Source organism: Pseudomonadales bacterium (assembly GCA_024234215.1).
Classification (GTDB): domain Bacteria; phylum Pseudomonadota; class Gammaproteobacteria; order Pseudomonadales; family UBA5862; genus JACKOQ01.
The window spans coordinates 1-18,348 of sequence record JACKOQ010000007.1 but is presented as its reverse complement, the minus strand read 5'-3'; the positions used below and the strand labels follow the sequence as shown (position 1 = coordinate 18,348).

Annotated in this window: 19 protein-coding genes; 16 read left to right on the top strand and 3 right to left on the bottom strand. The window is 59.9% G+C overall.

Features of this window, described 5'->3' with window-relative positions; all coding sequences use genetic code 11:
• Window positions 1-64: 64 nt before the first annotated feature.
• The 16 genes from H7A13_11620 to H7A13_11545 all read left to right on the top strand — a co-directional run bounded on the left by H7A13_11620 (window position 65) and on the right by H7A13_11545 (window position 16,938).
• Window positions 65-934: an elongation factor Ts gene (locus tag H7A13_11620; GenBank protein MCP5333983.1), complete on the top strand. Its 870-nt coding sequence runs from the start codon at window positions 65-67 to the stop codon at window positions 932-934.
• 20 nt (window positions 935-954) lie between these two features.
• Complete coding sequence (gene pyrH / locus H7A13_11615) at window positions 955-1,674, top strand: UMP kinase (protein MCP5333982.1); 720 nt, start codon at window positions 955-957, stop codon at window positions 1,672-1,674.
• A 27-nt stretch (window positions 1,675-1,701) separates the two neighbouring features.
• Window positions 1,702-2,259, top strand: coding sequence for a ribosome recycling factor (gene frr / locus H7A13_11610; protein ID MCP5333981.1), 558 nt, complete (start codon window positions 1,702-1,704; stop codon window positions 2,257-2,259).
• A 77-nt stretch (window positions 2,260-2,336) separates the two neighbouring features.
• Window positions 2,337-3,137, top strand: a complete 801-nt coding sequence (gene uppS, locus H7A13_11605) for a di-trans,poly-cis-decaprenylcistransferase (protein ID MCP5333980.1) — start codon at window positions 2,337-2,339, stop codon at window positions 3,135-3,137.
• The gene (locus H7A13_11600; protein MCP5333979.1) at window positions 3,131-3,961 is read left to right on the top strand and encodes a phosphatidate cytidylyltransferase; all 831 of its coding nucleotides are present in this window, start codon (window positions 3,131-3,133) and stop codon (window positions 3,959-3,961) included. Before uppS ends, H7A13_11600 begins: the two co-directional genes overlap by 7 nt.
• A complete protein-coding gene (locus tag H7A13_11595; protein MCP5333978.1) occupies window positions 3,961-5,142 on the top strand; it encodes a 1-deoxy-D-xylulose-5-phosphate reductoisomerase in 1,182 nt (393 codons plus the stop codon). The genes H7A13_11600 and H7A13_11595 overlap by 1 nt, the downstream gene beginning before the upstream one ends.
• A gap of 48 nt (window positions 5,143-5,190) precedes the next feature.
• The gene (gene rseP / locus H7A13_11590; protein MCP5333977.1) at window positions 5,191-6,546 is read left to right on the top strand and encodes an RIP metalloprotease RseP; all 1,356 of its coding nucleotides are present in this window, start codon (window positions 5,191-5,193) and stop codon (window positions 6,544-6,546) included.
• A 65-nt stretch (window positions 6,547-6,611) separates the two neighbouring features.
• Window positions 6,612-8,927 (top strand): outer membrane protein assembly factor BamA, encoded by a 2,316-nt coding sequence (gene bamA / locus H7A13_11585; GenBank protein ID MCP5333976.1) that lies wholly within the window; start codon window positions 6,612-6,614, stop codon window positions 8,925-8,927.
• 56 nt (window positions 8,928-8,983) lie between these two features.
• Window positions 8,984-9,487, top strand: coding sequence for an OmpH family outer membrane protein (locus tag H7A13_11580; protein MCP5333975.1), 504 nt, complete (start codon window positions 8,984-8,986; stop codon window positions 9,485-9,487).
• Window positions 9,488-9,494: 7 nt separating this feature from the next.
• Window positions 9,495-11,006: a UDP-3-O-(3-hydroxymyristoyl)glucosamine N-acyltransferase gene (lpxD, locus tag H7A13_11575; protein MCP5333974.1), complete on the top strand. Its 1,512-nt coding sequence runs from the start codon at window positions 9,495-9,497 to the stop codon at window positions 11,004-11,006.
• A complete protein-coding gene (gene lpxA / locus H7A13_11570; protein ID MCP5333973.1) occupies window positions 10,999-11,769 on the top strand; it encodes an acyl-ACP--UDP-N-acetylglucosamine O-acyltransferase in 771 nt (256 codons plus the stop codon). The genes lpxD and lpxA overlap by 8 nt, the downstream gene beginning before the upstream one ends.
• Window positions 11,770-11,849: 80 nt before the next feature.
• Window positions 11,850-13,046 carry a lipid-A-disaccharide synthase gene (gene lpxB / locus H7A13_11565; GenBank protein MCP5333972.1) on the top strand — a complete coding sequence of 399 codons (1,197 nt, stop codon included), beginning with the start codon at window positions 11,850-11,852 and terminating at the stop codon, window positions 13,044-13,046.
• A 21-nt stretch (window positions 13,047-13,067) separates the two neighbouring features.
• On the top strand, window positions 13,068-14,528 hold the full coding sequence (gene sbcB, locus H7A13_11560; GenBank protein MCP5333971.1) for an exodeoxyribonuclease I: 1,461 nt from the start codon (window positions 13,068-13,070) through the stop codon (window positions 14,526-14,528).
• A gap of 61 nt (window positions 14,529-14,589) precedes the next feature.
• On the top strand, window positions 14,590-15,792 hold the full coding sequence (locus H7A13_11555; protein ID MCP5333970.1) for a 1-acyl-sn-glycerol-3-phosphate acyltransferase: 1,203 nt from the start codon (window positions 14,590-14,592) through the stop codon (window positions 15,790-15,792).
• Entirely contained in the window at window positions 15,792-16,664 is an 873-nt protein-coding gene (locus H7A13_11550) for a GGDEF domain-containing protein (protein ID MCP5333969.1), read from the top strand. Before H7A13_11555 ends, H7A13_11550 begins: the two co-directional genes overlap by 1 nt.
• A 34-nt stretch (window positions 16,665-16,698) precedes the next feature.
• Complete coding sequence (locus H7A13_11545; GenBank protein MCP5333968.1) at window positions 16,699-16,938, top strand: CDGSH iron-sulfur domain-containing protein; 240 nt, start codon at window positions 16,699-16,701, stop codon at window positions 16,936-16,938.
• A 52-nt stretch (window positions 16,939-16,990) separates the two neighbouring features.
• Here H7A13_11545 and H7A13_11540 read toward each other — a convergent pair whose 3' ends face one another.
• From H7A13_11540 to arsC, 3 genes are all read right to left on the bottom strand, one after another.
• Window positions 16,991-17,398 (bottom strand): DUF2069 domain-containing protein, encoded by a 408-nt coding sequence (locus H7A13_11540; GenBank protein ID MCP5333967.1) that lies wholly within the window; start codon window positions 17,396-17,398, stop codon window positions 16,991-16,993.
• Window positions 17,399-18,022: an NAD(P)H:quinone oxidoreductase gene (wrbA, locus tag H7A13_11535; protein MCP5333966.1), complete on the bottom strand. Its 624-nt coding sequence runs from the start codon at window positions 18,020-18,022 to the stop codon at window positions 17,399-17,401.
• A 3-nt stretch (window positions 18,023-18,025) separates the two neighbouring features.
• The coding region (arsC, locus tag H7A13_11530) for an arsenate reductase (glutaredoxin) (protein ID MCP5333965.1) at window positions 18,026-18,348 on the bottom strand (323 nt) is incomplete at its 5' end.

Here is an 18,348-nt window from a genome sequence, read left to right as displayed (position 1 = left end):
GGGCAGAAGATGAACGGCCGCTGCAGCTGTCGCGCAGCGGATGAAATTCGGAAGGAGAGTGTAAATGACCGCAATCAGTGCTTCCCAGGTCAAGGAGCTGAGAGAGCGAACCGGCCTCGGCATGATGGAGTGCAAACGCGCGCTGCAGGAGGCCAATGGCGACATCGAGAAGGCGATCGATGAGCTGCGCAAATCTTCCGGCATGAAGGCCGCCAAAAAGGCGGGACGGATCGCGGCGGAAGGGGTCATCGTCACCCGACTGGCGGAAGATGGCAGCTACGGCGTCATGGCCGAGATCAACAGTGAAACCGACTTCGTGGCCCGGGACGAAAATTTCCTCAACTTCTCGCGGCAGGTGGTTGATCGGTTGTTTTCCGCAAAGACAGTCGATGTCGATGCACTGATGGGCTCCGAGCTGGGTGCCGTGCGTGAGGCGCTGGTGCAGAAGATCGGCGAGAACATCAGTGTGCGCCGGGCCGAACTCAAGCAGGCCGATTCCGCCATCGTTGGCAGCTATGTGCATGGCAACAACAAGATCGGCGTGCTGGTCGTGCTGAAGAATGGCAGCAGCGCGCTGGCCCGCGACATCGCCATGCATGTGGCCGCGAGCAATCCGCTGGTGGTCCGAAGCACCGATGTGTCCGCTGACGTGATCGCCAAAGAGCGCGAGATCTACAGCGCGCAGGCGGCCGAGAGCGGCAAGCCGGCCGAAATCGTCGAGAAGATGATCGATGGCCGCATTCGCAAGTTCCTGGCGGAGGTGAGCCTGGTCGAACAGCCTTTCGTCAAGGATCCCGATGTCAAGGTGGGCGATCTGGTCAAGAAGGCCGGCGCCGAGATTCTCTCGTTCACCCGTTACGAAGTGGGTGAAGGGATCGTCAAGGAGCAGGTCGACTTCGCGGCCGAAGTGGCTGCTCAGGCAGGCTTGAGCTGAACCCGGAGGTCGCCCGCGCAATGGCAGCAACAGACCGCAAGTACAAGCGCATCCTGCTCAAGCTCAGTGGAGAGGCGCTGACCGGCGATCAGAGCTTCGGCATCGACCCGAAGGTGCTCGACCGGATGGCGCTCGAGATTGGCCAGCTGGTCGGCATCGGCGTGCAGGTCGGTTTGGTCGTGGGCGGCGGCAACCTGTTTCGTGGCGCGCAACTGCATGAGGTGGGGCTCGACCGGGTGACCGGTGACCACATGGGCATGCTGGCGACGGTGATGAACAGCCTGGCGCTGCGCGATGCGCTCGAACGCTCGGACATCTCTTCGCGCGTCATGTCCGCCATCCCGATGAGTGGTGTGGTCGAACACTATGACCGGCGCGAGGCGATTCGCTATCTGGAGCAGGGCGATGTGCTGATCTTTGCCGCGGGCACCGGCAACCCCTTTTTCACCACCGACTCGGCGGCCTGTCTGCGCGGCATCGAGATCAATGCCGAACTGGTGCTCAAGGCGACCAAGGTGGATGGGGTCTACTCTGCCGACCCCTTCACCGACTCATCCGCGATCAAGTATGACCGGCTCACCTACCAGGAGGTGCTGGATCGCAAATTGGGAGTGATGGATCTGACCGCGATCTGCCTGTGTCAGGACCATGGCATGCCGCTGCGGGTATTCAGGATGGATCGAGCGGGGGCGCTGCTCAACATTGTCGTTGGCGGCTCGGAAGGAACGCAGATTGAATAGATCTATCCGAAAAGGGGTGTTGAGACCGTGATCAACGAGATCAGACAGGACGCCAGCGAACGCATGTCCAAGGCGGTGGATGCATTGGGTGTCGCCTTCAGTAAAATCCGCACCGGCCGGCCCAGTCCAGGCCTGCTCGATGGCGTCAAGGTCAACTACTACGGCACCGACACGCCACTCAAGCAGGTTGCCAGCGTCAGCGTGGACGATTCGAGAAACCTGATCGTCTCGCCGTGGGAGAAGAAAATTCTGCCGGCCATCGAGAAAGCCATTCTGAGTGCCGGTCTGGGTCTGAACCCCACCTCTTCGGGTGAGCTGATCCGCATTCCGATGCCGGCATTGACCGAAGAGACGCGCAAGAACCACATCCGTCAGGCGCGCAACGAAGCCGAGCAGGCGCGCGTGGCCATCCGCAACATCCGGCGCGATGCCAACGGCGATTTCAAGGAGCTGCTGAAAGAGAAGGAGATCTCGGAAGATGACCTGCGCCGTGCCGAGGAAGAGATTCAGAAATTGACCGATCGGTTCATCAAGGAGGTCGACGCACTGTTGGCCACCAAGGAGACCGATCTGATGGAGATTTAGTTTTTCGTCTTTCTGAGTGGTTCGGTGTCGATTGATCCCTACAATGGCACCTTCTAATAAGCATAGTGCAGGTCGGTATGACCGAAGCAGCCTCGAAGATGATGGCGCAAACAGTTTTGCCTTCGGGTGAGGATCTCCTCCCATCCTCTCGGCCCCGGCACATCGCCATCATCATGGATGGCAACAGCCGGTGGGCCAAACGCCGTGGTCTGTCACCCAAGGCCGGCCACCGTGCCGGAATCGAATCGGTGCGTTCCGTGGTCGAGTACTGTGTCGAGCAGCAGATCGAGGTGCTGACACTCTTCGCGTTCAGCACCGAGAACTGGCAACGCCCGGCTGGTGAAGTGCGTGCGCTGATGGCGCTGTTTCTGGCCGTACTCAAGTACGAAGTCAGTCGATTGCACCAAAATGGCGTCCGGTTGCGTGTGATCGGTGACAGGGACCGTTTTCATCCGAGCATTCGGCGCCACATCGAACGCGCCGAGCGGCTGACCGCAGACAACGCAAAGAGCACGCTGGTGATCGCCGCGGACTACGGCGGGCGCTGGGACATGGTCCAGGCCGCGCGCCGCATCGCCATGGATGCCATGGCTGGGCTGATCGATCCGGCACGGATCGATGAAGAGACCGTGCAGCGTTATGTCTGCCTGGCCGATCTGCCACCGCCCGATCTGTACATCCGCACAGCGGGCGAATACCGCATCAGCAACTTCCTGCTGTGGCAGGCGGCCTACAGCGAATTCTACTTCAGCGAAGCCTTCTGGCCCGATTTCCAGAAAGAGGAGCTGGCGCGGGCGATCGACAGCTACATGGAGCGTGAGCGGCGATTCGGGCGCCGTGATCAGGAGAGTCCCAGTCAAGAGCAGACCGGATGTTGAGGCAGCGCATCCTCACCGGCATCCTGCTCGGGGCGCTGCTGCTCGGATTGATTCTGGCCACCTCGTTCAAGCAGTTCGCCCTCATCACTGCGCTCATCACCCTGGCGGCAAGCTGGGAGTTTTTCAACCTTGCATCGATCGAACGGCTTGCCGTACGCGGACTCTGCGTCGGCGTCATGCTGCTGCTGGTGGGCGGCAGCTACTGGCTCATCGATACCGATCTCGATCTGCTGCGTCTGCCGCTTGCGCTTTCTGCCATCGTCTGGCTGTTGCCAATTCCATGGCTGGTGCGCTATCCCGAAGCGTCAGCGCTGTGGCAGGCACCGCTGATGCGAACTCTCTGGGGTTGGTGGTCGTTGATGGCGACCTGGCTGGCCTTGGCCGCATTGAAGAAACTGCCCAATGGCGAGTGGCATCTGCTCTATTTCTTCGCGCTGGTCGCGGCGGCGGACATCGGCGCATTCGCAATCGGGCGAACCTGGGGGCAGACCAAGCTGGCGCCGCGCGTCAGCCCCGGCAAGACCTGGGAGGGCTTTGCCGGGGGGCTGGGCGCCACCCTGGCGCTGGCTGCTGGCATTGCACTCGCGCAGGGTCTGTCGCTGCAGCGGAGCCTGCTGGCCATGGGCATCGCGGCAGTGACGATGCTGTTTTCAGTGGTCGGTGATCTGTCGATCAGCATGCTGAAACGTTACCGGGGCGTGAAGGACAGCAGCCATCTGCTGCCCGGCCATGGCGGATTGCTCGATCGCCTCGACAGCATCTGCGCAGCCGCACCCTGGTTTGCCTGGGTCATGCTCTGTTCGAGCCAGCAGGTGGATGGCTGATGCAACGCATCACCATTCTGGGCTCGACCGGCTCGATCGGCACCCGCACGCTCGATGTCATCGCCCTGCATCCGCAGCGCTATCAGGTGTTTGCGCTGACGGCGCACCGACGCGTCGATCTGCTCTTTGCGCAATGTCGGCAATTCAATCCGCTCTATGCCGTGGTGGCGGATGAAAGACTGGCCGACGCTCTGATTTCGCGGCTGCGTGCGGCGGAGCTCGCCACCGAAGTGCTGTGGGGGGCAGAGGGACTCTGCCAAGTGGCCGCAGAGAGTCGGGTTGATACCGTCATGGCCGCCATCGTCGGAGCGGCCGGATTGCTGCCGACCCTGGCTGCCGTGCGTTCTGGCAAAAGAGTGTTGCTGTCGAACAAAGAGAGTCTGGTGATGAGCGGCGAGCTCTTCATGGAGGCGGTGGCAGATTCCGGCGCACAACTGTTGCCGATAGACAGTGAGCATAACGCGATATTTCAATGTATTGCGGGATGTTCCAAGAAAATATTTGATGAAAGGGTGATCGATCGGATCATCCTGACCGCTTCGGGCGGGCCATTTCGGACGCTGCCGATCGATCAACTCCAATCGGTGACCCCGGAGCAGGCCTGTGCCCATCCCAACTGGGAGATGGGGCGCAAGATTTCGGTCGACTCGGCGAGCATGATGAACAAGGGGCTGGAACTGATCGAAGCCTGTTGGCTGTTCGATGCCACGCCGGATCAGGTCGACATCGTCATTCATCCGCAGAGCATCATTCACTCGATGGTGCAGTACGTCGACGGTTCGACGCTGGCGCAGCTCGGCAATCCCGACATGCGTACACCCATCGCCCATGCACTGGCCTGGCCTGAGCGCATCGTGTCCGGTGTTCCAGCACTCGATCTGGTGGCCATCGGACAGTTGGAGTTCTCCAAACCCGATCTGGCCCGCTATCCTGCGCTGGCATTGGCGATTGCCGCGGCGCGCGCCGGCGGTGGCGCGGGTGCCGTGCTGAATGCCGCCAACGAGGTCGCCGTCGACGCTTTTTTGCAGCGCAGACTGCTGTTTACCGAGATGGTGGCATTGCTTGAGCAGGTGCTGGAGCAGTTGGTTCCACTTCGAGTCGACTCCATCGAGCAGGTTCTGGAAGTGGACATGCGGGCACGCCAGCTGGCCAACGAATGGCTGAGGCGGCGCCTGAAATGACGCGACGACGACAGATGCTTCTCTTTTTTAGCAACGTGCAAAGCATTCATGACGATGTTTGAAACCCTGCTGGGCTTTGTGATCGTGTTGACCGTGATCGTCACGGTGCACGAATTTGGCCATTTCTGGGTTGCTCGGCGCATGGGCGTCAGGGTGCTGCGCTTCTCGATCGGCTTTGGCGCACCCCTCTATGCCTGGACGAGCCGGGCAGGCACCGAGTTCGTACTGGCCGCCATCCCGCTCGGCGGCTACGTCAAGATGCTCGATGAGCGCGAAGGTGAAGTCGCGCCAGCGCAGCAGCACCTGGCCTTCAACCGCAAGCCGGTCTTCGCGCGCATCGCGATCGTCGCGGCGGGTCCGATCGCCAACCTGCTGCTGGCCTGGCTGGTCTATTGGGCGGTTTTCGTGCTCGGGGTCGAAAATGTCAAACCGGTGATCGGTGAGGTGACGGCGGGCTCGCTGGCGGAACGGGCAGGAGTGCAGTCGGGCAGTGAAATCATCGCGGTTGACGAGGCCATCACCCTGACGTGGCAGGAGGTGAGCATCCGCCTGCTCTCCAGACTGGGCGAGAGTGGCACATTGCAGCTGACGGTCACGCCGTCCAAGTCGAACATCCATGAGGTGGTGCGGATTCCGCTCGACAATTGGCTGCGTGGAACAGAGGATCCCGATCCGCTTGCCGCGTTGGGAATTTCACCCTACCGTCCGGCCATCCCGGCCGTGCTGGGCGAAGTCGCACCGGACGGTGCGGCTGCGGCAGCGGGATTGCGTAGCGCCGACCAGATCGTCGCCGTCGATGGTGAACCGATCAGCGACTGGCAGCAGTGGGTCGAACGGGTGCGTCAGCATCCCGGGCAGGCGATGGAGGTGCTGTTCAGGCGCGAAGGGGTCGATCTCAAGTTGCTGGTGACGCCGCAGGAAAGAAAAGATGAAGCGGGACGAGCCATCGGCTATCTGGGGGTCGGGGCACCGCCCGTTGTCTGGCCGCCGGAGTTGTTGCGAGAAATTCGCCACCCATGGTGGAGTGCATGGTTGCCGGCGGCGGAAAAAGTTGGCGCAATGATGCTCCTGACGCTCGACTCGATCCAGAAAATGGTCACGGGACTGATTTCGGTCGATCAGATCGGTGGGCCGATTACCATCGCCAAGGCGGCAGGAAGCTCGCTCGCATCGGGCGCGACCGCCCTGCTGGGGTTCATTGCCTATTTCAGCATCAGCCTTGGCATCCTCAATCTGCTGCCGATCCCTCTGCTGGATGGGGGGCATCTGCTCTATTTTCTGGTCGAGGCGGTTCGCGGCAAGGCGCTTTCGGAGCATGCCCAAATGATCGGTCTGCGCATCGGCCTGGCGATTCTGGCTGCGCTGATGCTGCTGGCACTATATAATGACTTCAGGCAGTTGTGATGGCTGCCGATCTTTTTTCGAACAATATCAATAATCCTGCCACCACTAGAATCCGATAGATCACTATGAAAGCGTTGTGCAAGCTGTTCGTTCTGCTTGGTGGTCTGACATGGTTCTGCGCCCACGCGGCCGAGAGCGCATTTCGGGTCACCGATATCCGCGTCGATGGACTCAAACGGGTGTCGGCAGGGACGGTCTTTTCGGCGCTCTCGGTCAATGTCGGAGAGACAATCGATCAGGGCAGACTGGATCAGGTGGTCCATGAGCTGTTTGAAACAGGCTATTTCCAGGACATCTCCATTGGTCGCGAGGGGGGGGTTTTGATCATCAAGGTCGTCGAACGACCAGCGATCAGCAAGATCGAGATCAGTGGCAACAAGGCCATCAAGACCGAGCAGTTGACCAAGGCGATGAAAGGGGTTGGTCTTGCCGAAGGTCAGGTTTTTCGTCGTGCGGTGCTCGACCGGATGACACTCGAGCTGAAACGCCAATATGTTTCCGAGGGGCGTTATGGTGCCGAGATCAAGAGCGAAATCACGGAAGAGGCTCGCAACCGGGTGGCCATTCAGATCGCCATTGAAGAGGGTGAAGTGGCCAAGGTCAGACATATCAACATTGTCGGAAACGAAATTTTCAGCGACAAGGAGCTGTTGAAACTGTTCGAAATAGACACCGGCAGTCTGTTCAGCTTCTTCACCAAGTCCGATCAATATTCCCGAGAAAAACTCTCGGGTGATCTGGAGCGCCTGCGTTCTTATTATCTCGATCGGGGTTTCATTCAGTTCGAGATCGACTCGACGCAGGTTTCGGTTTCGCCAGACAAGGAAGAGGTCTATGTCAGCATCAACGTCCGTGAAGGTGCAGAATTCAAAGTACGAAACGTCAGGCTCGCAGGCGATCTGAAGGTTTCGGAGTCCGAGTTGAGGTCGCTGATCACCACGCAGAGCGGTGAAGTGTTTTCACGGCAGAAAATGACCGCCTCGGCTGATCTGCTGCGCAAGAGACTGGGTGATGATGGCTACACCACGGCCAATGTGAATGGCAATCCGGAAGTCGACACAAAAAGCAATCAGGTTGATATCGTCTATTACGTCGAACCGGGCAATCTGGTCTATGTGAACAGAATCAGTTTCGCAGGAAACAGCAAGACCAAGGACGAAGTGCTGCGACGTGAACTACAACAAATGGAGAGTTCGCTGGCCTCCACGCGCAAGATCGAGAACTCCAAGAGTCGTCTTGAGCGCCTTGGGTTCTTCAAGAAGGTGGATGTCGAAACCGTTCCGGTAACAGGCGCCACCGACAAGATCGACCTCAAGTACACGGTCGAAGAGCAGCCCTCCGGCGCCGTCACTGCCAGCGTAGGTTATGGGCAGACCTCCGGCATCGTCTATGGCATTGGAGTCCAGCAGAGCAATTTTCTTGGAACGGGCAACAATGTCAGTTTCAATGTCAGTAAAAGCGACTATCAGGATCTCTACAGCCTGAAGTTCACCGACCCCTATTTTACCGTCGATGGTGTCAGTCTCGGCTATCGGTTCTTCTATCAGACCACGGATTTCGATGAGTTCAATGTTGCAAAATATTCGACCGACGCCTATGGGGCCGGAATCAATTTCGGTTATCCAATCGCTGACACGCAGCGGCTGAATTTCGGGTTTGATGTAGAGCATACAAAAATAAAGGAAGGGGTCTATCCAGAAGACGAGATCGTCAACTATCTGAATGAGTTTGGCGATACCTTCGACAATTATCTGTTCTCCCTCGGCTGGCGGCAGTCGACACTTGAGGGAGGTGTTTTGCCCAGAAGAGGCTATGCCACCAGTGCGGTGATGGAGGTCACCACGCCGGGGAGCACGCTTGACTATTACATTCTCAGGTTGAAGAGTGAGCGGTTCTTTCCGATCAGGAATGACTGGGTATTTCACCTGGATGGCTACATTGGCTATGGCGACAGTTTCAATGGTGACGGTTCATTCCCGTTCTTCAAGCACTTTTATGCAGGTGGACTCGGATCGGTCCGAGGTTACAAGGACAACACGCTGGGACCGAAGGCCACGCCAAACATCAATGATCCTGATCAAAGTCCAGATGCCTTTGGCGGCAACCTGCTGACGACGCTCAGAAGTGAGGTGCTGTTCCCGCTTCCTTTCGTCGATGACAAGGCCTCGGTGCGCAGTGCGTTCTTTGTCGACGCGGGCAATGTCTTCGACACCAATAGGGATTACGATTTTGATTTTGCCGAGATCAGATACGCCACGGGTGTAGGATTGACATGGGTGACCGGGTTGGCACCACTCTCTTTCAGCATTGCCAAAGCGCTGAATCCGGGTGATGGAGACAAGACCCTGTTCTTCCAGTTCTCACTGGGTTATGTCAACTGATCTGAATACTGTTTTGATATTCCTTGCAATATTCGAAAATTAACCGGAGTTTTTTCATGAAAAAATTGCAGATATGGTCGATGGTTGGGCTGATGGGGCTGGCGTTTTCGGCAGTGGCAGAGCTGAAAGTTGCGGTTCTTGACGTGCAAACCGCCGTGCTCTCCTCCGACGAGGCGAAGAAATTCATCGAGCAGGTCAAAAAAGAGACCGGGCCGGATGAAGAGAAATTGAAAGGCATCTCCGAAGAGGGCAGAAAGCTTCAGGAACGGATGCAGAAAGACGGGCCGATCATGTCAGAGGATGAAAAACGGAAACTGGCAGAAAAAATCGAAGAAAAAGCGGTCAACTACAAGTATCTGGTCGGCAAACTGCAAAGTACGCAACGAGACAAGCAGCAGGAGCTGCTTTCAAAAATGAACCCGAAGGTTGAAAAAGCGGTCACGGAGATCATCAAGGCTGAGCAGTTCGATCTGGTACTGCAACGACAGGCCGTGGTTTATGCGGTCTCCGCACTGGACATCACCGCCAAGGTGACCGATCGGATCAATCAGCAGAAGTGATCCGGGCATGGTCAAAAAACCACGCTATCGACTGGGCGAGATTGCCGAACAACTGGGCGGGGTGCTGTCGGGTGATCCACAGTTGGAGATCACCGGACTGGCCACCCTGCAGCGTGCTCGGGCAGATCAATTGGCTTTTCTGTCCAATCCGGGTTACCGAAAATATCTGGCCACCAGCGACGCGGGTGCGGTCATTCTGAATGCGGAAGCGGCGAAAGAATGTCCCTTGCCACATATCGTGGTAGCCGATCCCTACCTTGCCTATGCCAAGGTTTCTCACTGGTTTGACAGCGCACCCGTCATGGCAATGGGCATCGACCCCTCGGCCAAGGTGAGTCCACAGGCGCATGTGGCCACGACTGCCTGCATAGGCCCCTTTGCCGTGATCGAGTCCGGTGCGGTGCTCGAAGCGCATGCCGTGGTCGGCAGTGGTTGCTACGTGGGTCAGGATTGTGTGATCGGGGCCCACAGTCGATTGCATCCGCAGGTGGTCCTCTACCACGGAGTGCGCCTCGGCAGGGGAGTGATCATCCACAGTCAGGCAGTGATCGGTGCCGACGGTTTCGGTTTTGCCAGAAGCGACAATGCCTGGCATAAAATTGCCCAGATCGGTTCGGTCATCATCGGCGATGATGTCGAAATCGGGGCCGGAACCACCATCGACCGTGGCGCGATCGAGGACACCATCATCGAGAATGGGGTCAAGCTCGATAACGGGGTGCAGGTTGCGCACAATGTGAAGATCGGCGAGGGAACGGCGATCGCTTCTGGAACCGGAATCTCTGGCAGTACCGTTATCGGCAGGCGTTGCACCATTGGCGGTGCCGTGGGCATTGGTGGGCATCTCACCATCGCGGACGATGTTCATCTGACCGGCATGGCGATGGTGACGCGCTCCATTTCGAAGTCAGGTGCCTATTCATCCGGCACCGGCATGCTCGAGAATCTGGAGTGGAGAAAAAATGTTGCGCGCTTTCGCCATCTCGATGAGATGGCCCGACGTCTGCGCCGGCTGGAAGAGCATCTTGCTGAACCGAATCACTGTCTGCCTCAACCTGAGAGCCACGAAGCAATGATTGATGTGAATGAGATCAAGGAGTACCTGCCGCAGCGCTACCCCTTTCTGCTGGTCGATCGAGTCACCGATCTGATCGTTGGTGAGTCGATCAATGCCTACAAGAATGTCACGGTGAACGAACATTTTTTCGAGGGGCACTTCGCCTCTCATCCGGTGATGCCGGGTGTTCTGGTGGTCGAAGCGCTGGCGCAGGCGGCTGGGATTCTTGGCTTCAAGACGATGAATCAGAAAAGCTCGAGTGATTCGATCTACTATTTCGCCGGTATCGACGATGTTCGCTTCAAACGTCCCGTCGTGCCTGGAGACCGCCTCGATCTCTTTGCCAAGGTCATTTCCAGCAAAAAGGGTGTCTGGAAGTTCGAATGCCGTGCATCGGTGGGTGACCAGCTGGTCTGCGAAGGCACCATCCTCTGTGCGCATCGGAAGCTGACCCGTGATTGATCCGCGTGCCATCATCGACAAGGATGCACGGCTGGCGTCCGATGTGGTGGTTGGACCCTGGAGCATCATTGGTCCGGATGTCGAGATCGGTGCGGGAACGGTCATCGGTCCCCATGTGGTGATTGCGCGCTCGACCCGGATCGGCTGCAACAATCGAATCTATCAATTCGCCACCATTGGCGAAGATTGCCAGGACAAGAAATACCACGGTGAAACCACCTATCTCGAGATCGGTGACCACAACATCATTCGTGAGGGGTGCACACTGCATCGGGGCACGGTGCAGGACAAGTCGTTGACCCGCATCGGTAACCACAATCTGCTGATGGCCTATGTGCACATTGCGCATGACTGCATCGTTGGAGACCACACGGTCTTTGCCAACAATGCCACGCTGGGTGGCCACGTGCAGGTGGCCGACTGGGCCATTCTGGGCGGCTATACACTGGTCCATCAGTTCTGCCAGATCGGCGGGCATGCCTTCTGCGGCACTGGCAGTGTGGTGCTGAAAGACATTCCTGCCTATGTGATGGTCAATGGCAACAGCGCCAAAGCGCATGGCATCAACAGCGATGGGTTGCGGCGGCGGAATTTCTCCGATGAGCAGATCAATACCATTCGGCGTGCCTACCGAATCCTGTACCGCGAAGGTCGCAGTGCCGCCGAGGCGATCGAGCAGATCGCAGTGCTGGTGGATGAGTCTCCGGTCCTGCTGCCGCTGCTCGAATCACTGCGCCGTTCGACGCGTGGCATCGTTCGCTGACGGCCAAGGCAGATTCGCGGTCAAGCCACCCGGCGCCGCATGAGACAAAAATAACAGACAGTGCCAGCCCAGCAGGCTCAATGACCATGTCACCGCGTATTGCTCTGGTTGCCGGAGAGGTCTCGGGAGATCTGCTCGGGGGGCCGTTGATGGCCGCCTTGAGGCAGCGGTTTGCGCATGCCAGTTTTGAAGGCATTGGCGGAGAGCGGATGTTGGCCCAAGGGCTGAGTCCACTGGCCGAGATGGAAAGGTTGTCGGTGATGGGGCTGGTCGAGGTGCTGGGGCGGTTGCCGGAACTGCTGGCGCTGCGTCACCGCCTGGTCAGCCACTGGATCGACGATCCGCCGGATCTCTTCATCGGCATCGATGCCCCGGACTTCAACCTCGGACTGGAGGCCCGGCTGCACGCAGCGGGCATCCGCACCGCCCATTATGTCAGTCCTTCGGTGTGGGCCTGGCGGCAGGGACGGGTCAAGAAGATTGGCAAGGCCGTCGATCTGATGCTGACGCTCTTTCCGTTCGAGGCCGATTTTTATCGCAAGGCCGACGTGGCGGTCGAATTCGTTGGCCATCCCCTGGCCGATGAGCTGATAGAGTTTGGCGATGCGGCAGCGCATCGTGCGGCATTCGATCTCTCGGCGGAAGTGCCCTTGGTGGCGCTGCTGCCCGGCAGTCGTGCTGGCGAAGTTTCCCGTTTGGCGCCGCTGTTCTTTGACACCGCCGCCTGGTGTCTGCGGCGATTGCCGGCACTGCGGTTCATCCTGCCATGCGCCAATACGGCGCGTCGGGCGCAACTGGAGCAGCTTCTGGCGCAGCGTGATGACTCTCTGCCGATCAGCCTGGTGGATGGACGGTCGCGCGAGGCGATGGCGGCGGCAGATGCCGTGCTGGTGGCTTCGGGCACCGCGACCCTGGAGGCGATGCTGATCGGCCGCCCGATGGTGATTGCCTACCGGCTTGCGCCATTGAGTTTCTGGATCCTCTCGAAACTGGTCAAGGTGCCCCATGTCGGGCTGCCCAATCTGCTGCTGCATGAGCAGATCGTGCCTGAATTCCTGCAGAATGCGGCGCAGCCGGAACTGTTGGGCCAGGAGTTGCTGCGGCTGCTGGAGTCCGATTCCGATCGTGAACCGATGTTGGTCAGCTTTGCGCAGGTGCGTCAGCAGTTGGCACGCGACGCCAGCCAGCGGGCGGCCGAGGCAGTTTCCCGGCTGCTGCCGACATCCGGCAGCGATCACCCCATCCGGCAGTCGCAAGACCGCGTTCCAGCGGGATGAGCGGATGTCTCTGGAGGCAGGATGAACAGCAGTGCTCCAACCTTCTTGTGGCACGATTACGAAACTTTTGGTCTCGACATGCGCATCGACCGGCCGGCGCAGTTTGCCGCAGTGCGTACCGACCTTGCATTGCAGCCGGTGGCAGAGCCGGTCGTGCTCCACTGCCGACTGAGCGATGACTGTCTGCCACAGCCACGCTCCTGCCTGATTACTGGGATCACGCCGCAGCGCTGTGATGAGCTGGGTGTCGACGAAGCCCGATTCGCGCGCGCTCTGCAGAGCGAACTGGCGAGTGCCAACAGCTGCATCGTCGGCTACAACAACCTGCGGTTCGATGATGGCTTCACCCGCCATCTGTTCTATCGAAATTTTCTCGACCCCTATGCGCATGAATGGCAGCAGGGCAACAGTCGCTGGGATCTGATCGATCTGGTGCGGATGACCTATGCGCTGCGTCCCGACGGCATCGACTGGCCACTGCATGAGGATGGCACACCCAGCTTTCGCCTCGAAGATCTCACCCGTGCCAACCAGATAGCCCATGCAGATGCGCACGATGCCTTGGCCGATGTCGAGGCCACCCTTGCCGTGGCCCGCCTGATCAAGGCGCGGCAGCCGCGGCTGTTCGACTACAGCTACCGGATGCGTGACAAGCGCGAGGTGGCCCGCCTGATCGACCTGCGCCAACCGACTCCCGTACTGCATGTCTCTGGCCGTTTTCCGGCAGCGCATGGCCACACCGCCATCGTGCTGCCACTGGCGCGTCACGCCACCAATGCCAATGCGGTGATCTGTTTCGATCTGAGCGAAGATCCCGCGCCACTGCTGGAGTGCAGCGTGGAGGAGATCCGTCAGCGGCTCTTCTCCAGCCGGGAGCAGTTGGAGCAGCAGGGACAGCGGCGCATTCCGCTCAAGCTGATCCATCTCAACCGTTGTCCGGCCATTGCACCGCTGAAGTTGTTGACGCCTCAACTGGCAGAACGGTTGCAGATCGACCGCGCCCGCTGTGAACGACATTGGCAAAACTTTCCGGCAGTGGCCGCGCTGACCGACAAACTGCAACAGATTTTTGGCGAGCCTCCCGCACAGGGTGAACCCGATGTCGAGCAGGCGCTTTATGCCGGCAGCTTCTGGAGCGAACCGGACCGGCGCCTGATGCAGCAGCTGCAACAGGAGGAGCCGACACGACTGGCCAGCTATGCCGGGCGCTTTGCCGATCCGCGTCTGCCCGAACTGCTGTTTCGCTACCGGGCGCGCAACCATCCGCACACTCTGAGCGAATCCGAGCAGACGCGCTGGCAGCAGTGGCGGCGTCAGCGGCTGCTGGAGGGCGGCCCGGGTCTGCTCACGCTGGCCCAGTTTTTTGCGCAGATCGATCAGCTTGCGGTCAGTGGCGAGATCCGTTCGGAACGCGATCGGGCGGTGCTGGTGCAGTTGCGTCAGCATGGCGAGCGGCTGGCGCGGATGGTGGAGGCGGCGTGAGACCGGCGAAGAAGGGTGGTGTCCCCGGGAACTCAATCATGCCAACCGTGGAGCAGAAGCAATGAGTGAAGATCGGTTTGAACAGATTCGACCCTATCGGGATGATGAGGTACGGCCTGTTCTCGAACGGCTGCTGCGCGATCCGGAATTCCTTGATCTGTTCGGCAACCTGATGCTGCCACGGCTGCACCGATTCGTTCCGGTGCTGACACGCTGGCTGGTTCGACGTGCTTTCAGAAAAGAGGTCGCGGGGATCGACTCAGTGGCACGGCTGCAGGATCGGGTCGAGGAGATTCTTTCCAGGGTTCTCCAGCAGACCTCCGAGGGGTTTGAAGCGATCGGCGTCGAAAACATCCCGCACGATCAGGGCTGCCTGTTCATCTCCAACCACCGCGACATCGTGCTCGATCCGGCACTGATCAATTATGCGCTCTACCATCAGGGGTTGCAGACGGTGCATTGCGCCATTGGTGACAACCTGCTGAGCAAGCCCTTCGCGGCCGATCTGATGCGCCTGAACAAGAGCTTCATCGTCAAGCGCAGCGCCAAGGGCGCCAAGGAGTTGCTGAGAAACAGCCAGCTGCTCTCCGATTACATTCGCGACCGCCTCGAGCACAGCGCCAATGTCTGGATTGCGCAGAGTGAGGGGCGGGCCAAGGATGGCATGGACCGCACCGATCCAGCGGTGATCAAGATGCTGCTGCTGGCCTATCGACGCGATGCCCTGGAGTTGACAGAAGCGGTGCGGCGGATGAATCTGATCCCAGTGGCGATCTCTTACGAGTATGACCCCTGCGATGAGCGCAAGGCGGTGGAACTCGACCAGATTGCGCGCCTGGGCCGGTACGAAAAGGCGCCGTTCGAGGATCTGACCAGCATCGCCGCGGGCGTCCAGGGGCAAAAGGGGCGCATTCGGCTGGTCTTCGGCAAACCACTGAGTGGGACGTTCAGCGATCCTGATCAGGTGGCGACGGCGATAGATCGGCAGATCATCGCCAACTACGCGCTCTTTCCGCCAAGCTGGATTGCCTGGCGCGAATTGCAGGCGGAGGGGGCAACCGACCTGCCTGCTTCGCATGACTTGCAGCGGCCCGATGAGTCGGCGGAAGACAAAAGAGGTTTTCTGCAGCGCTGCGCCAAGCTGACACCCGGCCAGCGCAGCCATTTCTTGCGCATGTACGCCAATCCGCTGCTGGCGCGACAGCAGCTCGATGCAGCCAGCGTACGAACGGACAGTGAACAGGACAACAGAGGGGGTGGTTGATGGCAAGCATCATGCTGATCGAAGAGGTGGCTCCGTTGCCGCAGGCGTGGCTCAGTGGCCTCCATGCTGCCAATCATCGGCTGTTGCGATCGAGCATGGATGCAGCGCCGCAACAGGTGGATCTGCTGATCGTATGGGCTGCCGACCCCGCCAGATTGCAGATTTTTCTGACAGAGCATGCGCAGGCTGCCACTCTGGCGGTGATCGGCGATGGCGTCGACGCCACGCCTTGGTGCGCCTCCGGCGTCGACGATCTGGCGCAGATATCGCTGGAGCAGCCGTTGTTCCAGCATCGGGTCGAGCTGCTGCTGCGACTTCAGGCACAGAAGAGGGCGCTGCAAGAGGCGCAGGCCCAGCTTGTACGGCTGGCGGTGACCGATCCGGTGACCGGCGTCTTCAACCGCGCTCACTTCCTCTCGCTGGCGCACAATGAACTGTCGCGCTCATTGCGCTTCTCGGTGCCCTTTTCGCTGATCATGCTCGACATCGACCAGTTCAAGGAGCGGGTGGCGAGGCAAGGCGAAGAGGTCGCCAATCGGCTGCTGGTGCACTGCGCCGGAATCTGTCAGGCCGAAGTGCGTCAAGTGGACATCCTGGGAAGGATGAGTGGCAGCGAGTTCGGCATCTGTTGCCCCGAAACCCCATTGGCGGGCGCCAGAACCATTGCCGAGCGGATTCGCAGTGCCATGACGCGGTCGATGCAGTCGATCGATGAGCCGCTCAGGTTCACCATCAGTGGCGGTCTGGCGACGCTCGAAGAGCTGGAGATGGATCTCGGCAGCGTACTGGGCCGGGCTGACCGGGCACTGGCCGAAGCACAGTCACGCGGTGGCAACCGCATGGTGGCGGGTTCGCGCAAGAGCGCATTGTGAACTTTCAGACAACGACAACCTCGAGGAGAACGACATGTCCGAAGCAGTGATTGCCCAGAAAGCGCCCTATGGTGTGGCGGTCGAGGCAGGAAAGACCTACTACTGGTGCTCCTGCGGCAAGAGTGCCAAGCAGCCCTTCTGCGATGGTTCGCACAAGGAGGGGCCTTTCACGCCGTTGGCCTATGAGACTGCCGAGAGCAAGACGGTCTATTTCTGCGGTTGCAAGCGCTCAGCCGCCGGTGCGCTGTGCGACGGCACCCACAAGAATCTCTGAACTGCCTCCTCTGTCCACGGGCGGTGACCCTCCGGTCGCCGCTTTTTTCTGCCTAATCATCTTCCTGGTCCGCTGCGGTACGCTCGTGCCTGTGCCAGCGCACAAAGAGCATGGCCGCCACAAACAGCAGCGTGATCAGCGTCACTTCGAGGATGCCGAACAGCAGCATTGCCGGCAAAAAGAGGTGGGGCACGGCCACGATGAAATAGAGCAGCAGCACAAAGCAGAGCCAGACCATGCTGCGTGGTGAACCCTTGATGGCACTGGGTAGAAAGGCCAGCAGCGGCAAGGCTTGAATCGCCAGTGCCACTGCGGGGGGCAGGGCGGTGGGCGGATCGAGCCAGAGGGTCTGCAATGCAAAGAGTGCGAGCAGTGCCAGCAGGCAGCACAGGGCGGTCTGTTGCGCGATTCGTGAGCGGTTGCCGCAACCTGCAGTCCTGGAAAGGGGTGGTGCGGCCATTCAGTGTGCGCCGCGCCGCGCGTGGTGCAGGGTGAGCGCCAGGCTGGCCAACCGTTTGCCAAATGCCTGACAGAGCACCTTTTCATCTTCGGACAGCGCCGCCTGACCATCGCCGGCGTGGTGGCTGGGGCCATAAGGCGTGCCGCCGCTGCGAGTGCGATGCAGGGCAGCCTCGCGGTAGGGAATGCCGGTCAGAATCATGCCGTGGTGCAGCAGTGGCAGCATCATCGACAGCAGTGTGCTCTCCTGTCCACCATGCAGGCTCGAGGTGGAAGTGAAGACCCCGGCCGGCCTGTCGGCGAGTGTGGCCGAGCCCCACAGCGCGCCGGTGCCGTCGAGAAAATATTTGAGTGGCGCGGCCATGTTGCCGAAGCGGGTCGGACTGCCGAGTGCCAGGGCGGCGCAGTCACGCAGGTCGGCCTCTTCGCAGTAGATGGCCCCTTCGTCAGGAATGGCCGGCTCCACTGCCTGATTGACCGGTGACACCGCCGGCACCGTGCGGAGGCGGGCTTCGATGCCCTCCACCTGTTCGACACCGCGGGCGATCTGCAGGGCCATGTTGCGGGTTGCGCCATGGCGGCTGTAGTAGAGCACCAGCACGTAGGGATTGGCAGAGGTGACCATGGCTCAGAGCAGCTCCAGTACTTTTTCGGCGGGGCGGCCAATCACTGCGCGACTGTCCACCACCAGGATCGGCCGTTCGATCAGTTTCGGCGTTGCCGCCATGGCGGCAATGATCGTCTCTTCATCGCAGGCCGGGTCGTCGAGCCCGAGGGCCCGGTACTCTGCCTCGCCGCTGCGCAGCAGTGCACGGGCCGGCAGATTCAGTTGCTGGAGCAGGCGGCGCAGCGTAGGGAGATCGGGTGGATTTTCCAGATAGAGCAGGATGGTCGGCGTGATGCCGCGCTCATTGAGCAGCTGCAATGCCTGTCGCGATTTCGAGCAGCGGG

Bases quoted from the DNA above. Each gene is read 5' to 3' on its own strand.
- H7A13_11620 (MCP5333983.1), top strand. From the start codon at position 65: ATGACCGCAATCAGTGCTTCCCAGGTCAAGGAGCTGAGAGAGCGAACC.
- pyrH (MCP5333982.1), top strand. From the start codon at position 955: ATGGCAGCAACAGACCGCAAGTACAAGCGCATCCTGCTCAAGCTCAGT.
- uppS (MCP5333980.1), top strand. From the start codon at position 2,337: ATGACCGAAGCAGCCTCGAAGATGATGGCGCAAACAGTTTTGCCTTCG.
- H7A13_11600 (MCP5333979.1), top strand. From the start codon at position 3,131: ATGTTGAGGCAGCGCATCCTCACCGGCATCCTGCTCGGGGCGCTGCTG.
- H7A13_11595 (MCP5333978.1), top strand. From the start codon at position 3,961: ATGCAACGCATCACCATTCTGGGCTCGACCGGCTCGATCGGCACCCGC.
- rseP (MCP5333977.1), top strand. From the start codon at position 5,191: ATGACGATGTTTGAAACCCTGCTGGGCTTTGTGATCGTGTTGACCGTG.
- bamA (MCP5333976.1), top strand. From the start codon at position 6,612: ATGAAAGCGTTGTGCAAGCTGTTCGTTCTGCTTGGTGGTCTGACATGG.
- H7A13_11580 (MCP5333975.1), top strand. From the start codon at position 8,984: ATGAAAAAATTGCAGATATGGTCGATGGTTGGGCTGATGGGGCTGGCG.
- lpxD (MCP5333974.1), top strand. From the start codon at position 9,495: ATGGTCAAAAAACCACGCTATCGACTGGGCGAGATTGCCGAACAACTG.
- lpxB (MCP5333972.1), top strand. From the start codon at position 11,850: ATGACCATGTCACCGCGTATTGCTCTGGTTGCCGGAGAGGTCTCGGGA.
- sbcB (MCP5333971.1), top strand. From the start codon at position 13,068: ATGAACAGCAGTGCTCCAACCTTCTTGTGGCACGATTACGAAACTTTT.
- H7A13_11555 (MCP5333970.1), top strand. From the start codon at position 14,590: ATGAGTGAAGATCGGTTTGAACAGATTCGACCCTATCGGGATGATGAG.
- H7A13_11550 (MCP5333969.1), top strand. From the start codon at position 15,792: ATGGCAAGCATCATGCTGATCGAAGAGGTGGCTCCGTTGCCGCAGGCG.
- H7A13_11545 (MCP5333968.1), top strand. From the start codon at position 16,699: ATGTCCGAAGCAGTGATTGCCCAGAAAGCGCCCTATGGTGTGGCGGTC.
- H7A13_11540 (MCP5333967.1), bottom strand. From the start codon at position 17,398: ATGGCCGCACCACCCCTTTCCAGGACTGCAGGTTGCGGCAACCGCTCA.
- wrbA (MCP5333966.1), bottom strand. From the start codon at position 18,022: ATGGTCACCTCTGCCAATCCCTACGTGCTGGTGCTCTACTACAGCCGC.